Source organism: Ornithinibacillus xuwenensis (genome assembly GCF_039614845.1).
Lineage (GTDB): Bacteria > Bacillota > Bacilli > Bacillales > Amphibacillaceae > Ornithinibacillus > Ornithinibacillus xuwenensis.
This window is the reverse complement of sequence record NZ_JBDIML010000010.1, coordinates 50,598-65,444: the sequence shown is the minus strand read 5'-3', so window position 1 is coordinate 65,444 and position 14,847 is coordinate 50,598. Positions and strand designations below refer to the sequence as shown.

The following is a 14,847-nucleotide window of genomic DNA, read 5'->3' as shown; positions in this document are numbered from 1 at the left end:
GATGAGGTTGATAGGTCCGAGGTGGAAGCGTGGTGACACGTGGAGCTGACGGATACTAATCGATCGAGGACTTAACTAACACTTTTTGAGTCGTTTGTTTTGCTTATTTAGTTTTCAGGGTATAAATCCAATTGAATATTGGAGGTTCTGTTCATTATTTGTTCAGAAAAACATACCTTTATCTGGTGATGAAGGCGAAGAGGTCACACCTGTTCCCATACCGAACACAGCAGTTAAGCTCTTCAGCGCCGATGGTAGTTGGGGCATTGCCCCTGTGAGAGTAGGACGTTGCCAGGCAATTTTTAAAAAGCTAAGTTACAATTTTTGTAACTTAGCTTTTTTCTATATATATATATGTTTTAGTAGTGATCGTGATGGGTATGGTGAAAAATAAATCAAAATTCATATTTACATAATTGAATACTAAACTAAATAATAGAAGTAAATGAAGGAGGTTTTATATGCATCTATTTATGGAAGAGTTAATTGGTGAGAACTTTCTTCTAATTGTAATTCGTGTTCTTATCGCGTTAGTATTATCAGGTTTAATTGGTTTTGAGCGTGAATTGAAAAATCATTCAGCAGGATTTCGCACACATATTTTGGTGGGCGTAGGAGCTTGTTTAATGATGGTATTATCATTGTTTGGATTTGAAGCATACATTGATAAGTATGATAACATCCGGTTTGACCCGGCACGCATACCTTCCTATGTAATAAGTGGAATAGGATTTCTAGGAGCTGGAACCATTATGGTCTATGGCGGTACGATCAGGGGATTGACTACTGCTGCATCGATTTGGGCTGTAGCTGGACTTGGGTTAGTAGTAGGAGCTGGTATGTATGCTGTTGCGGTATTCACAACTCTTGTTATTTTATTAAGTCTGGTCTTTTTAAATAATTTTGAAAAACTCTTTACGAAAGGTAAACAGTCGTTCGTGATAGAAATTGTTGCCCATTCGGAGCTTGCAATCAATAAGGTTATAGCAATATTGGAGGAAGCAACCTTGAAAATTTCACAAGTAGAGGTTGTTAAAGTAGAAAATAATTTAAGAAGCATTTTTATTAAGGTAGAACCGAAAGAAAATTTGAATCGAGTTATATTATTTGAGAAGCTTTCCGCAATTGATTTTATTAAGAGTGTTTCTGAAAAGTAGCTAGCTTATGAAATGATAAAGACCGTACACTTAATGATAAAACTCCCCAATTAATGTGCGGTTTTTACTGTACCTCTGTTATAATTCCCAGCATGCTTCGGTAAATGGATGTAGGCATACATAAGAAGTTTCATATTTTGGTTTTGTTTCTACACATTTTGTCTAGAATAGGAAGGGTAAGATAGTTGCATCTATGAAAAATTAAAGTATAATAAAAATAAAGTCAAAGATAGTCAAAGTCAAAAGCATTACTTTGGAATCGCTCTTGAATAAGGGGAGGTTATCATATGAGCAACATTTCTGATATTATCGAACAATATTTAAAGAAGGTATTGCAAGCAAAAGGGCAAGATGCAATTGAGATAAAGCGAAGCGAAATTGCAGATCAATTCCAATGTGTACCGTCACAGATTAATTATGTTATTAATACTCGCTTTACTATTGAAAAGGGTTATATTGTAGAAAGTAAAAGAGGCGGTGGCGGTTATATTCGTATTATACGAATAAAGCACCAAGATAAGTCAGAGTTAATTGATGATATAATTCGTCTAATAAATCCAACTGTAACACAACAGGGAGCAATTGATGTGTTAGAACGTCTTGTAGAAGAAGAAATCATAACGCAACGAGAAGCAAAAATAATGGTTAGCGGTATTGGAAGAAATACACTAGCATTTCAACTGCCACTTCGAGATGAAATACGAGCAAGAATTCTAACATCCATGCTTACGACACTTAAGTATCTATAAGCAACCTATTGGTTTTAGTATCCGCATAAGGGGGAAAAACAATGGAGTGCCAAGAATGTCATCAAAGACCTGCCACCCTGCATTATACACAAGTCATAAATGGACATAAAACAGAGGTTCAAATTTGTGAGGTGTGTGCAAAAGAAAAGGGTTATATGACATATCCCGAAGAGGGGTATTCTCTCCATAATTTATTAACAGGGTTATTTAACTTTGATTCGAGCCATGTTGGAGGTCAACATAGTACGCAACCTCAAAAAGAAAAGGAGCTTCAATGCTCGAAATGTGGTTTAACATTTTCAGATTTTAAACGAATTGGTAAGTTTGGATGTGGCGAATGCTATCACACATTCTCCTCGAATCTAAACCCTATATTCCGACGTGTTCATAGTGGTAATACCGAACACCGTGGTAAGATTCCGAAAAGAAAAGGTGGAAGCCTCCATCTGAAAAAGCAGCTTACATCGTTTAAAGCTGAATTACAGGATTTAATCGTAAACGAGGAATTTGAACAAGCTGCTGTCGTACGTGACAGAATTAAAGAGCTAGAAAATAAGATTAATCATAAAGAAGCGGGTGATAGTCAATGACGCTGCAGCATTTCATGAATGAGGCGATGAGTCCATGGATGCGAGAACAAGGACCCGACAATGATATTGTATTAAGCAGTCGAATTCGACTAGCGCGGAACTTCGCGGATATGCCGTTTCCGATTATTGCCAATCAAGAGGATTTAGAGCAAATTCGTGATTTTCTAAAGAAGGAATATGAGCATCATTCATTTCAAGAATATGAGAATTTTGAATTTGCTTCCATCCGTGACCTATCTAATATCGAAAAAAGTGTTTTAGTTGAAAAACATTTGATTAGTCCTCTATTGGCCAAAAAAGATGGGGCGGCAGCAACAATGATTTCAACTAATGAACAGGTTTCTGTCATGATAAATGAAGAAGACCATATTCGTATTCAAATATATTTTCCAGGTCTTCAACTAACAAAAGCCTTAAAAAAGGCGCTTGAATTTGATGATTGGTTAGAGGAAAAGGTAAATTATGCCTTTGATGAGACCAGAGGATTTTTAACAAGCTGTCCAACTAATGTAGGTACTGGGATGCGAGCATCTGTTATGATGCATCTGCCAGCACTAGCAATGACAAAGCAGATCAATCGAATGATGCCTGCTATCAATCAATTGGGGCTTGTTGTAAGAGGGATTTATGGAGAAGGCAGTGAAGCATTAGGTAATCTTTTTCAAATTTCTAATCAAATCACACTAGGAAAAACTGAGGAGCATATCATCGAGGATTTAGAAAGTGTGGTTCAACAGTTAATTGAACATGAACGAAAAGCTAGAACAAGAATTCTAGAACAGTCTGGCATGGAGCTGGAGGATCGCATATATCGTTCCTTAGGGGTACTAGAGTATAGTAGAATTATCGAATCAAAAGAAGCGGCAAGATGCTTATCAAATGTTCGATTAGGGATAGATTTAGGAATCATTAATAATGTTTCACGTAATATACTTAATGAACTAATAGTTTTAACACAACCAGGCTTTTTGCAGCATTATGCTAAAAAGACTTTAACAGCGAGTGAAAGAGATGTATTAAGAGCCTCTTTAATCCGAGAACGATTACAATTTAAGGAATAGGTAGGAGGAAATGCAATATGATGTTTGGACGTTTTACAGAGAGAGCACAAAAAGTATTAGCGTTATCACAAGAAGAAGCTGTACGCCTTGGTCATAATAATATTGGTACAGAACATATTCTACTTGGATTAGTTCGCGAAGGGGAAGGAATTGCTGCAAAAGCACTCGAGTCACTTGGTCTTGAAGTTTCCAAGATTCAAGATGAGGTTGAAAAGTTAATTGGTACTGGAAAACAGCCAATGCAAACTATTCACTATACACCGAGAGCAAAAAAAGTAGTGGAGCTATCTCAGGATGAAGCAAGGAAATTAGGCCACTCCTATGTTGGAACAGAACACATTTTACTTGGGCTAATTCGTGAAGGAGAAGGCGTAGCAGCACGTGTATTAAATAACTTAGGTGTAAGTTTAAATAAAGCAAGGCAGCAAGTGCTTCAATTATTAGGTAGTAATGAATCACAAGCAGGTAGACAAGGGCGTGGGCAAACTTCTAGTGCAAACACCCCTACCTTAGATTCATTAGCACGTGATTTAACCGCAAGTGCGAAAGATGGCAATATCGATCCTGTGATTGGTCGAAGCAAAGAAATTGAACGTGTCATCCAGGTGTTGAGCCGTCGTACGAAAAACAATCCGGTATTAATTGGTGAACCCGGTGTTGGTAAAACTGCTGTAGCAGAAGGATTAGCTCAACAGATAATCAATAATGAGGTTCCTGAAACATTACGCGATAAGCGGGTCATGACATTAGATATGGGGACGGTTGTTGCAGGTACTAAATATCGTGGTGAATTTGAAGACCGGCTGAAGAAGGTAATGGAAGAAATTCGCCAAGCGGGGAACATCATTCTATTTATTGATGAATTGCATACATTAATTGGTGCTGGTGGCGCTGAGGGTGCCATTGACGCATCCAATATCCTAAAGCCTTCATTAGCACGTGGCGAACTGCAATGTATTGGCGCGACAACGCTAGAAGAGTATCGTAAATACATTGAGAAGGATGCAGCATTAGAAAGAAGATTCCAACCAATTCAAGTGGATGAACCAACGTTGGAAGAAACGGTACAAATCTTAAAGGGACTGCGTGATCGTTACGAAGCACATCATCGTGTTACGATAACAGATGAAGCAATTGAAGCTGCAGCTAAATTATCGGATCGTTATATTACAGACCGGTTTTTACCTGACAAGGCGATTGATTTAATTGATGAAGCAGGATCGAAAGTAAGACTACGTTCTTACACGGTTCCACCAAATTTAAAAGATTTAGAGCTGAAGCTAGAAGAAGTTCGTAAAGAAAAAGATGCAGCGGTACAAAGTCAGGAATTCGAAAAAGCAGCTTCATTAAGAGATACAGAGCAACGCTTACGTGAGCAATTAGAAACAACGAAAAATGAGTGGAAGGAAAAGCAGGGACAAGAGGATTCACAAGTCACGGTTGATGACATTGCGAGTATTGTATCCACTTGGACTGGTGTTCCAGTTTCGAAGCTTACGAAGGATGAGAGCGAACGTCTATTAAACTTAGAAGAAGTGTTACACAGTCGTGTTATCGGCCAAGAGGAAGCCGTTAAGGCAGTTTCCAAGGCGATTCGTAGAGCGCGTGCTGGATTAAAGGATCCTAAGCGTCCGATTGGTTCATTCATTTTCCTAGGACCAACAGGAGTAGGGAAAACAGAGCTTGCACGTGCGCTTGCTGAAGCGATGTTCGCAGATGAAGATGCAATGATTCGAATTGATATGTCTGAGTATATGGAAAAACACTCCACATCACGTCTAGTCGGTTCGCCTCCAGGCTATGTTGGCTATGAAGAAGGCGGACAATTAACAGAAAAGGTACGTAGAAAACCATATTCTGTGGTGTTATTAGATGAAGTAGAGAAGGCACATCCAGAAGTATTTAATATATTATTACAGGTTTTAGAGGATGGCCGTCTAACTGATTCAAAGGGCCGTGTAGTCGATTTTCGAAACACTGTGCTTATCATGACATCCAATGTCGGTGCGAGTGAGTTGAAGCGTAATAAATATGTTGGCTTTAATCTAGAGGAAGATGGTAAGGATTATAGCCAAATGAAATCAAAAGTGATGGATGAATTAAAGAAAGCATTCCGTCCAGAGTTTTTAAACCGTATTGATGAAACAATCGTCTTCCATTCATTAGAGAAAAAACATATGAAGAATATTGTAACGTTGATGATAAAAGATGTTCAAAAACGTCTAATTGAACAGGAGATAGACTTCACCCTTACGGAAAAAGCCATTGAAAAGATTGCAAATGAAGGCTTCGATCCGGAATATGGAGCAAGACCATTACGTAGATCAATCCAAAAAAATATAGAGGATTTATTATCAGAAGAGTTATTAAAAGGTACCATTAGCATTGGCCAAAAAGTTAAAATTGGCTTAAACAATAAAGGGGAATTCATCATTTTACCTTAGTCTAAAAAATAATTTAATAGGAATTTTTTCGAAAGACTAGGAGGTAATCATACCTTCTAGTCTTTCATTTCATAAACAAAATCGTAATTGCATGCTAAAATATAGACAGATAATTTCTGTAAATGTGGCATAACTAAGGAATAATATATGAAATTGATAGATATCTGTAACCTATATACCTTCTGATACGTATATAATAGAGTTAAGTGAAAGGGCTGAGTTTTATTGGCAAAGCGAAAAACTAAATTTGTCTGTCAGGATTGCGGTTATGAAACAGCAAAATGGATGGGAAAGTGTCCTGGCTGCCATAACTGGAATACATTAGTCGAAGAAATAGAAATAACAGGGAAACCAAATCGACATACGTTCAGTGGCGTTTCCAGTGCCGGTAGTAAACCGGAAAAAATAACATCAATAGAATCACAGCAAGAACCAAGGATTACGACAAATTTAAAAGAATTAAATCGTGTATTAGGTGGAGGAATCGTTCCGGGCTCGCTTGTATTAATTGGAGGGGATCCAGGTATTGGAAAATCTACTTTATTATTACAAGTTTCATCCCAGCTTGCAGAAAAGCAGCATCCGGTATTGTATATATCTGGTGAAGAATCTACGAGACAAACCAAGCTTAGAGCAGATCGACTTGGGGTAAATTCGGATTTGCTTTATGTGTTATCGGAGACTAACTTACTTAATATTGCTAATCATATTGAACAATTAAACCCCTCACTTGTTGTCATTGATTCAATTCAGACCATTTATCGGGAAGAGGTTTCTAGTGCTCCTGGTAGTGTGTCACAGGTTAGAGAGTGTACAAGCGAATTAATGCGTATTGCGAAGACAACCGGAGTACCAATTTTCATTGTTGGTCATGTTACAAAAGAAGGTGCAATTGCTGGTCCAAGATTATTGGAGCATATGGTTGATGCAGTGCTTTATTTTGAAGGGGAAAGACATCATACCTATCGTATATTACGCGGGGTGAAAAATCGATTTGGTAGTACAAATGAGATGGGAATTTTTGAAATGAAGGAAGAAGGATTACGAGAGGTTATGAATCCTTCGGAGATATTTTTAGAAGAACGATCACAAGGTGCTGCCGGTTCAACTGTAGTAGCCTCCATGGAGGGGACAAGACCGGTATTAGTGGAGATACAGGCGTTAATATCGCCATCTAGCTTTGGAAATCCAAGAAGAATGGCAACCGGAATTGATCATAATCGTGTACCACTTTTAATGGCTGTATTAGAAAAACGTGTTGGATTAATGCTGCAGAATCAAGATGCCTATATTAAAGTTGCAGGTGGTGTGAAGCTTGATGAGCCCGCAATTGATTTAGCCATTGCGATTAGCATTACTTCTAGCTTTCGAGACCTCCCCACTCGCCCGGATGATATTTTTATAGGTGAGGTTGGATTAACCGGAGAGATTAGACGTGTTTCTCGAATAGAACAACGTGTTCAGGAAGCGGCTAAATTAGGATTTAAACGTGTGATATGTCCTCAAAATAACTTAGATGGCTGGACAACCCCTAATAACATTCAAGTTATTGGTGTGAAATCAGTACAAGAGGCATTAGAAATTGGGGTAACCAGATAACAGGTTGGTAAAATTGATAGAATTTTGTCGAATTTTGATTGACTTTTAATAGATAAATGTGTTAAGATTTAATGTTTTGACAATTTGATTGTTTCGAGAAGCTATGCTATGATGGTGAAGTACGATTCTAATTTGAAAATAATGGTTATTTTTTTAGGTTAATAGGTAATAATAGTGGTAGGAGGTGACAGTGGTGCTGAAAAAGATTGTACATTTGTTCTTTATTATTTCTGGTGGTACCATTGGGTATTTATATATACCATATTTAATTAGGCTATTAGATTTTACAGAATTATCTTGGGTTGATTCACCATACTTAGGAACGGCATTAGGTGCAATTATTTTATTTGTTATTTCGTACTGGGTTGCTGATTATATTGTGGACTTTTTGAGGTGGATCGAAGAAGGACTTGTTAAAATACCAATTGGTGATTTACTGTTTGGTAGTCTTGGTTTGATTATTGGACTTGTGACAGCATACTTAATGAACATTCCTTTACAAGAAATAAATATTGAAATTGTATCAAAGGTAATTCCGTTGTTTATCACGATTCTATTAGGTTATTTTGGATTTCAAGTTGGATTCAGACGCCGTGATGAATTGTTAAATCTTCTAACAATAAGTCGAAAAGAAAAGGATAAGAAACGAACGTCGGAAGTGGACAACGTGGAGATAAACCAACCACGTGCGAAGATACTAGATACTAGTGTTATTATCGATGGTCGAGTTGCAGATATATGTCAAACCAACTTTTTAGAAGGTACGATAATAATTCCACAGTTTGTGTTAGGTGAACTACAGCATATAGCGGATTCATCAGATGTTCTAAAACGAAATCGTGGTCGTCGTGGTTTGGATGTCTTAAATCGCATTCAAAAAGAACTGCCTATTAAAGTAGAAATCTATGAAGGTGATTTTGAAGATATTCATGAAGTAGATAGTAAGCTAATAAAGCTTGCTAAGGTAATTGATGGTATTGTGGTGACAAATGATTTTAATTTGAACAAGGTTTGTGATTTACAGGGAGTTCGTGTATTAAACATTAACGATCTTGCCAATGCGGTCAAACCAGTTGTATTACCTGGTGAAGAGTTAATGGTTCAAGTAATTAAAGATGGAAAAGAACAAAATCAAGGTATTGCATATCTAGACGATGGTACGATGATTGTTGTGGAAGAAGGTAGAAATTATATAGGCAAAACGATTGAAGTACTTATAACTAGTGTTTTACAAACTTCTGCAGGTCGGATGATATTTGCAAAACCAAAATTACTTGAAAAAGCACTGTAAAAAAGGTATAACTTATATTGTCAAATAAAAAAGTGATAACATAGCGATGTTATCACTTTTGGTTTAATTAGAAGAACGTGTTATGCTATCGAGTAATTGACGATACAATACATAAAATTCAAGAGTGAAAAGTTATTGCGAAAGGACGAGACTAAATTATGACAAAGGAAGTTCGCGTACGCTATGCACCGAGCCCAACTGGGCATCTGCATATTGGTAATGCACGTACCGCTTTATTTAATTATTTATTTGCAAAACATTTTGATGGAAAGTTTATTATTCGTATTGAAGATACAGATGATAAGAGAAACGTAGAAGGTGGAGAAGAAAGCCAGCTCAAGTTTTTGAAATGGTTAGGCGTTGAGTGGGATGAAGGAGCAGATGTTGGTGGAGATTATGGTCCTTATCGTCAAATGGAGCGCTTAGATCTTTATAATAAGTATGTTGCAGAACTACTTGATAGAGGACTAGCATACAAGTGTTATATGACAGAAGAGGAATTAGAGCAAGAACGCGAAGAACAAATTGCAAGTGGACAGGCTCCTAAATACTCAGGTAAGCATCGAGATCTTACTCCAGAACAAATCACTAGTTTTGAAGCGGAAGGTCGTAAGCCAAGTATTCGATTCCGCGTACCTGAAAATGTAACCTTTACATTTGATGATATGGTTCGTGAAACCATTAAGTTTGAATCAAGTGATATTGGCGATTGGGTTATAGTAAAGAAGAATGGTGTACCAACCTATAACTTTGCGGTAGCAATTGATGATCATTTGATGGGTATTACCCATGTCTTACGCGGAGAAGAGCATATCTCTAATACTCCAAAACAGCTTATGGTATATCAAGCATTTGGTTGGGAAGCTCCAACTTTCGGGCATATGACATTAATCTTAAACGAAAATCGTAAGAAGCTAAGTAAACGAGATCAGCATATTTTACAGTTTATTGAGCAATATCGTAATTTAGGATATCTTCCAGAGGCTTTATTTAATTTTATTGCCCTGCTTGGTTGGTCTCCTGTTGGTGAAGAAGAAATCTTTGGTAAAGAAAAGCTAATTGAAATTTTTGAGCCAAAACGTCTGTCGACTTCTCCAGCAATTTTTGACGTTCAAAAATTAAAATGGATGAACAATGAATATATTAAAGCAGCTGATTTAGATACTGTAATCGGATTAGCAATGCCGCATTTAATTGAAGCTGGAAGAATACCTGAAAATATGGATGAGCGTACAAGAGCTTGGACGGAGAAAGTAATTGAATTATACCGTGAACAATTACGTTATGGCCAAGAGATTGTGGAGCTTACCGAAATGTTCTTCCATAAAGCGATTGAATATAATGAAGAAGCAAAAGCAGTCCTCGATGAAGAACAGGTGCCTGAAGTATTACAAGTATTCACGGATAAATTAATTCATTTAGATGAATTTAATAAAGATACGATTAAAGACCAAATAAAGGCAACACAAAAAGAAACTGGTCATCGTGGGAAAAAGCTATTTATGCCAATTCGTGTCGCAACAACTGGGCAAACCCATGGTCCAGAACTTCCATTAGCAATTGAATTACTTGGAAAAGAAGTTATCCTAGAGCGTTTAGATGATTTATTAAAAGAACTAGGTGCATAAGCTTGTTCACTTCAAGTTATTCTAATTCACATTTTGGGTGAAATATAATATAGTAGTAATACAATATAAAAGGAACGTTGAAAAGGGAAAGTAGTAGTCTGCTTGATTACACAGAGATAATCACCTTGGCTGAAAGTGATTTTAATCTCAGACTATGAAGTGCACCTTGGAGTCCGTTATGGAATCTTAGTACATAACGGCGGTTGTCTACCGTTATTAGAACAGAGTTGGGAGGTACTGCCTTCAAACAGAGTGGAACCGCGCTAAAGCGTCTCTGTGTATCATACACAGAGACGCTTTTTAATATTGTGTGGGGATAGTTTCACGAGTAGCTTATTTAGAAATGGGGGATTCTCATGGGGATATTTAAACGGATGAAAGAAGATATGGATGTTGTGTTTGAGCAAGATCCAGCTGCTAGAACCTATTTCGAAGTGTTTTTAACGTATTCAGGTTTGCATGCTGTTTGGTCCCACCGGATCGCACATGCATTTTATAAACGAAAGCTTTTTTTCATTGCGAGGGTCATCTCACAAGTAAGCCGATTTTTTACTGGAATTGAAATACATCCAGGCGCAAAAGTTGGCCGAAGATTATTTATTGATCATGGCATGGGGGTTGTCATTGGGGAAACCTGTGAAATTGGGAATAATGTAACCATATTTCAAGGCGTAACCTTAGGCGGTACCGGAAAAGAAAAAGGGAAACGGCACCCTACTGTTAAGGATAATGCTCTAATTGCTTCTGGTGCAAAGGTGCTAGGCTCTATTACCATCGGGGAAAGTGCGAAGGTCGGAGCTGGGTCAGTTGTATTAAAAGATGTTCCTGATCATTCAACAGTCGTCGGGATACCAGGGACCGTTGTAGTTCAAAATGGTGAAAAGGTACAAAAAGATTTAGAGCATCATAAATTACCGGATCCTGTCGCGGATAAATGTACAGAAATGCAGAAGGAAATTGATCAATTAAAATTAGAAATTGCTCAACTAAAGGAAGGGAAGTAGCGTATGACAATTACAATCTATAACACGCTGACAAGAGATAAGCAGGAATTTAAACCGATTGAAGAAGGAAAGGTACGCATGTATGTGTGTGGCCCGACAGTGTACAACTACATTCATATTGGAAATGCTCGTCCAGCTATTGTTTTTGATACGGTACGTAGATATTTGGAATACAAAGGATATGAAGTTAGCTATGTACTAAATTTTACCGACGTTGACGATAAAATTATTAAAACAGCCAATGAACTAGGTGAAAATGTATTTGATGTTTCCAATCGATTTATTGATGCTTATATGGAGGATGTAAGTACATTAGGTGTAAAAAAAGCTACCTATAACCCAAGGGTAACCGACACAATGGAAGATATCATTCAGTTCATTGATGATTTAGTGAAAAAAGGTTTTGCATACGAAGCGGACGGAGATGTTTACTTTAAACCTAGAGCCTTTGAAAACTATGGAAAACTATCCCATCAGTCAATTGATGAGTTAAGGTCAGGTGCGAGAATACAAATTGGTGAGAAAAAAGACGATCCTCTTGATTTTGCATTATGGAAAGGTGCAAAGGAAGGAGAAATTGCTTGGGACTCTCCTTGGGGTAAGGGACGACCTGGATGGCATATCGAATGCTCCGCAATGGCAAAACGATATCTAGGTGAGACGATTGATATACATGCTGGGGGACAGGACTTAACCTTCCCACACCACGAAAATGAAATTGCGCAATCAGAAGCTAACAATGGCAAAACTTTTGCAAACTATTGGATGCATAATGGGTATATTAATATTAATAATGAAAAGATGTCTAAATCACTAGGTAATTTTGTCTTAACAAGAGACCTATTAAAACAGCATGACCCTAATGTTATTCGTTTCTTTATGTTAAGTGTGCATTACCGTCATCCTATTAATTTTTCAGAAGAGCTATTGGAATCAGCAAAAAGCAGCTTGGAGCGTGTAAGAACAGCCTATCATAACTTGGAGCATCGTAAGGCTTCTAGTACTAATCTGGAACACGATACAAACGAATGGCTTGCTAAAGTTGATACCTTAAAGAAGCAATTTGAAGCAGAAATGGATGATGACTTTAATACTGCTAATGCAATCTCTGTCCTATTCGATCTTACAAAGGAAGCGAATGTTTACTTGAATTCTGCTCATACAGCAGAAGCGGTCATTACCGTATTCCAAGATACAATAAAATCATTATTAGAAACACTTGGGATTACAATTGAAAGCAATGAAGCATTGCTTGATGAAGACATAGAGAGGTTAATTGAAGAAAGAAATCAAGCGCGAAAAGAACGAAATTTTGCTCGTGCGGATGAAATTCGAGATTTATTAAAAGCAAAAAACATTATTTTAGAAGATACACCACAAGGGGTACGATGGAAGAGGGGCTAACTCATGCAAACAAATATTAAACAAATGAAGAGTTTAGCCCTCGCCTATATGGGCGACGCAATCTATGAAGTGTATGTTCGCGAACATTTACTTCAAGCTGGAACCGTAAAACCGAATCAACTACATCAGGAAGCAATCACCTTTGTATCTGCGAAGGCGCAAGCTTGGGTGTTGTTAAACTGGCTAGAGCAAGAGATTCTTTCTGACGAAGAAAAGCAAATTGTGTCGAGGGGAAGAAATGCTAAATCTGGCTCAGTCCCTAAAAACACAAGTGTACAAACCTATCGCTATAGTACGGCATTTGAGGCGTTAATTGGCTACCATTATCTTTCGAATAATAAATTGCGTTTAAACGAATTAATAGAATTAGCGATACACAATCTTGAAGGGAGGAATGCTTAAATGGATCAGGAAATGATTATTGGAAAAAATCCAGTATTAGAAGCATTAAAATCAGGGCGTTCCGTAAACAAAGTGCTCATTTCAGAACAATTAACTGGAAGTGTTCAAGGGAAAATTATTCAGCAAGGTAAGTCTGCCGGAACAATTGTACAAAAGGTTCCTAAAACAAAGCTTGACCAACTATCAGATGGAAATCACCAGGGAGTTATCGCTTATGTGGCTTCCTATCAATATGCATCCCTGGAAGATTTATTTGCCCGATCCGAAGAGAGAAATGAAGATCCTTTTTTCATTATCTTGGATGAATTGGAGGATCCGCATAACCTAGGTTCTATATTAAGAACCGCTGATGCAACGGGAGCACACGGCGTAATTATTCCCAAAAGACGATCTGTGGGGCTTACGGCAACCGTTGCGAAGACAGCAGCAGGTGCACTTGAACATATTCCCGTTGTACGTGTAACAAATATTGCCACAACGATTGAAGAGCTGAAGCAACGAAATGTTTGGGTAGTAGGAACAGAAGCGGAGGCAACGGAGGATTATCGACAGCTCGATGGTACCTTGCCGATTGCATTAGTAATTGGTAATGAAGGAAAAGGTATGAGTAGATTGGTGCGGGAAAAATGTGATTGGACAGTTAGTCTTCCGATGAAGGGCAAGGTTTCCTCGCTAAATGCATCGGTTGCTTGTAGTTTATTGCTTTATGAGGTCTACCGTAAAAGGTATCCAATTGGTGAATAACAAATGGTTGTATTAGTGGTAGACGGATATAACATCATTGGTGATTGGGATGAATTAAAGCAATTAAAGCAAAAGGATATTGGACAAGCACGTGATCGGTTAATAGAGATGATGGCTGAGTACCAGGCATATTCTGGATACCGCGTCATTATTGTTTTTGATGCTTATTATGTACGAGGAATTGAAAATAAATTAAAGCAGTATAAGGTCGAGGTAATTTATACAAAAGAGAAGGAAACAGCAGATGAATGTATTGAACGTCTCGTGAAGAAGTTGAAAAACGTGAAAACACAAGTCTATGTTGCTACTTCTGATTATGCTGAACAACGCATTATTTTTGGGCAAGGAGCATTGCGAAAGTCAGCAAGGGAATTAGAGATTGAATTTGAAAACCTGGAACGTGAAATAAAGCATAGTGTTACGCAGCACTTAAAAGCAAAGCCAAAATCAAAAATTCCACTGGAAAAAGATGTCTTAGAGAAGTTTGAAAAATGGAGAAGAGGGGATATATAGTACCGGAACTTCCTGCTTCTCCATTTTTTTATTGTAAATTCGTGTTCTAAAGTCATTTCATGAATTTGTTTGTTTTACGTTGCAAACCCAAAATTTGCTTTTAAGTAAAATGCTGAGGCTATTTGTGCGTGAAAACATGTTAATCACTTGCTTTTACGATTAGCGTTTAATATTGTTTAGAAGATTTAGGCTATTGAGTTATCGAAGCGCTTACTGTATAATATTTTTAATATTGACTACAGCTTGTTCAAGGAGGCTTTC

The 14,847-nt window shown here is 37.5% G+C and carries 13 protein-coding genes, 1 rRNA gene and 1 other annotated feature; all 14 genes read left to right on the top strand.

All coding sequences use genetic code 11. From position 1 onward, the window contains the following. The first annotated feature begins 181 nt into the window (after nucleotides 1–181). The 14 genes from rrf (at nucleotide 182) to ABC228_RS18315 (ending at nucleotide 14,586) form a co-directional block, all read left to right on the top strand. Nucleotides 182–297, top strand: a 5S ribosomal RNA gene (gene rrf, locus ABC228_RS18380). A gap of 164 nt (nucleotides 298–461) precedes the next feature. Beyond that, nucleotides 462–1,157 (top strand): MgtC/SapB family protein, encoded by a 696-nt coding sequence (locus ABC228_RS18375; RefSeq protein ID WP_345826633.1) that lies wholly within the window; start codon nucleotides 462–464, stop codon nucleotides 1,155–1,157. Between the two features lie 287 nt (nucleotides 1,158–1,444). Beyond that, entirely contained in the window at nucleotides 1,445–1,906 is a 462-nt protein-coding gene (locus ABC228_RS18370; RefSeq protein ID WP_345826632.1) for a CtsR family transcriptional regulator, read from the top strand. Between the two features lie 41 nt (nucleotides 1,907–1,947). Beyond that, nucleotides 1,948–2,496 (top strand): protein-arginine kinase activator protein McsA, encoded by a 549-nt coding sequence (gene mcsA, locus ABC228_RS18365; RefSeq protein ID WP_345826631.1) that lies wholly within the window; start codon nucleotides 1,948–1,950, stop codon nucleotides 2,494–2,496. Continuing rightward, nucleotides 2,493–3,557, top strand: a complete 1,065-nt coding sequence (gene mcsB / locus ABC228_RS18360; protein WP_345826630.1) for a protein-arginine kinase McsB — start codon at nucleotides 2,493–2,495, stop codon at nucleotides 3,555–3,557. Before mcsA ends, mcsB begins: the two co-directional genes overlap by 4 nt. Before the next feature lie 17 nt (nucleotides 3,558–3,574). Further along, nucleotides 3,575–6,001, top strand: coding sequence for an ATP-dependent protease ATP-binding subunit ClpC (clpC, locus tag ABC228_RS18355; RefSeq protein WP_345826629.1), 2,427 nt, complete (start codon nucleotides 3,575–3,577; stop codon nucleotides 5,999–6,001). Nucleotides 6,002–6,226: 225 nt separating this feature from the next. Beyond that, nucleotides 6,227–7,600 (top strand): DNA repair protein RadA, encoded by a 1,374-nt coding sequence (radA, locus tag ABC228_RS18350; RefSeq protein WP_345826628.1) that lies wholly within the window; start codon nucleotides 6,227–6,229, stop codon nucleotides 7,598–7,600. A 193-nt stretch (nucleotides 7,601–7,793) separates the two neighbouring features. Next, complete coding sequence (locus ABC228_RS18345) at nucleotides 7,794–8,891, top strand: PIN/TRAM domain-containing protein (protein WP_345826627.1); 1,098 nt, start codon at nucleotides 7,794–7,796, stop codon at nucleotides 8,889–8,891. Nucleotides 8,892–9,049: 158 nt separating this feature from the next. Beyond that, nucleotides 9,050–10,519 (top strand): glutamate--tRNA ligase, encoded by a 1,470-nt coding sequence (gene gltX / locus ABC228_RS18340; protein WP_345826626.1) that lies wholly within the window; start codon nucleotides 9,050–9,052, stop codon nucleotides 10,517–10,519. A gap of 68 nt (nucleotides 10,520–10,587) precedes the next feature. Beyond that, nucleotides 10,588–10,798: a binding site (T-box leader), on the top strand. Between the two features lie 77 nt (nucleotides 10,799–10,875). Then, on the top strand, nucleotides 10,876–11,523 hold the full coding sequence (gene cysE, locus ABC228_RS18335) for a serine O-acetyltransferase (RefSeq protein WP_345826625.1): 648 nt from the start codon (nucleotides 10,876–10,878) through the stop codon (nucleotides 11,521–11,523). A 3-nt stretch (nucleotides 11,524–11,526) separates the two neighbouring features. Then, nucleotides 11,527–12,927 carry a cysteine--tRNA ligase gene (cysS, locus tag ABC228_RS18330; RefSeq protein ID WP_345826624.1) on the top strand — a complete coding sequence of 467 codons (1,401 nt, stop codon included), beginning with the start codon at nucleotides 11,527–11,529 and terminating at the stop codon, nucleotides 12,925–12,927. A 3-nt stretch (nucleotides 12,928–12,930) separates the two neighbouring features. Next, entirely contained in the window at nucleotides 12,931–13,329 is a 399-nt protein-coding gene (locus tag ABC228_RS18325; protein ID WP_345826623.1) for a Mini-ribonuclease 3, read from the top strand. Continuing rightward, a complete protein-coding gene (rlmB, locus tag ABC228_RS18320; RefSeq protein WP_345826622.1) occupies nucleotides 13,330–14,073 on the top strand; it encodes a 23S rRNA (guanosine(2251)-2'-O)-methyltransferase RlmB in 744 nt (247 codons plus the stop codon). 3 nt (nucleotides 14,074–14,076) lie between these two features. Continuing rightward, nucleotides 14,077–14,586, top strand: a complete 510-nt coding sequence (locus ABC228_RS18315; RefSeq protein WP_345826621.1) for an NYN domain-containing protein — start codon at nucleotides 14,077–14,079, stop codon at nucleotides 14,584–14,586. The last annotated feature ends 261 nt before the right edge of the window (nucleotides 14,587–14,847 follow it).

Coding starts and splice junctions, on each gene's coding strand:
- ABC228_RS18375 (WP_345826633.1), top strand. CDS start 462: ATGCATCTATTTATGGAAGAGTTAATTGGTGAGAACTTTCTTCTAATT.
- ABC228_RS18370 (WP_345826632.1), top strand. CDS start 1,445: ATGAGCAACATTTCTGATATTATCGAACAATATTTAAAGAAGGTATTG.
- mcsA (WP_345826631.1), top strand. CDS start 1,948: ATGGAGTGCCAAGAATGTCATCAAAGACCTGCCACCCTGCATTATACA.
- mcsB (WP_345826630.1), top strand. CDS start 2,493: ATGACGCTGCAGCATTTCATGAATGAGGCGATGAGTCCATGGATGCGA.
- clpC (WP_345826629.1), top strand. CDS start 3,575: ATGATGTTTGGACGTTTTACAGAGAGAGCACAAAAAGTATTAGCGTTA.
- gltX (WP_345826626.1), top strand. CDS start 9,050: ATGACAAAGGAAGTTCGCGTACGCTATGCACCGAGCCCAACTGGGCAT.
- cysE (WP_345826625.1), top strand. CDS start 10,876: ATGGGGATATTTAAACGGATGAAAGAAGATATGGATGTTGTGTTTGAG.
- cysS (WP_345826624.1), top strand. CDS start 11,527: ATGACAATTACAATCTATAACACGCTGACAAGAGATAAGCAGGAATTT.
- ABC228_RS18325 (WP_345826623.1), top strand. CDS start 12,931: ATGCAAACAAATATTAAACAAATGAAGAGTTTAGCCCTCGCCTATATG.
- rlmB (WP_345826622.1), top strand. CDS start 13,330: ATGGATCAGGAAATGATTATTGGAAAAAATCCAGTATTAGAAGCATTA.
- ABC228_RS18315 (WP_345826621.1), top strand. CDS start 14,077: ATGGTTGTATTAGTGGTAGACGGATATAACATCATTGGTGATTGGGAT.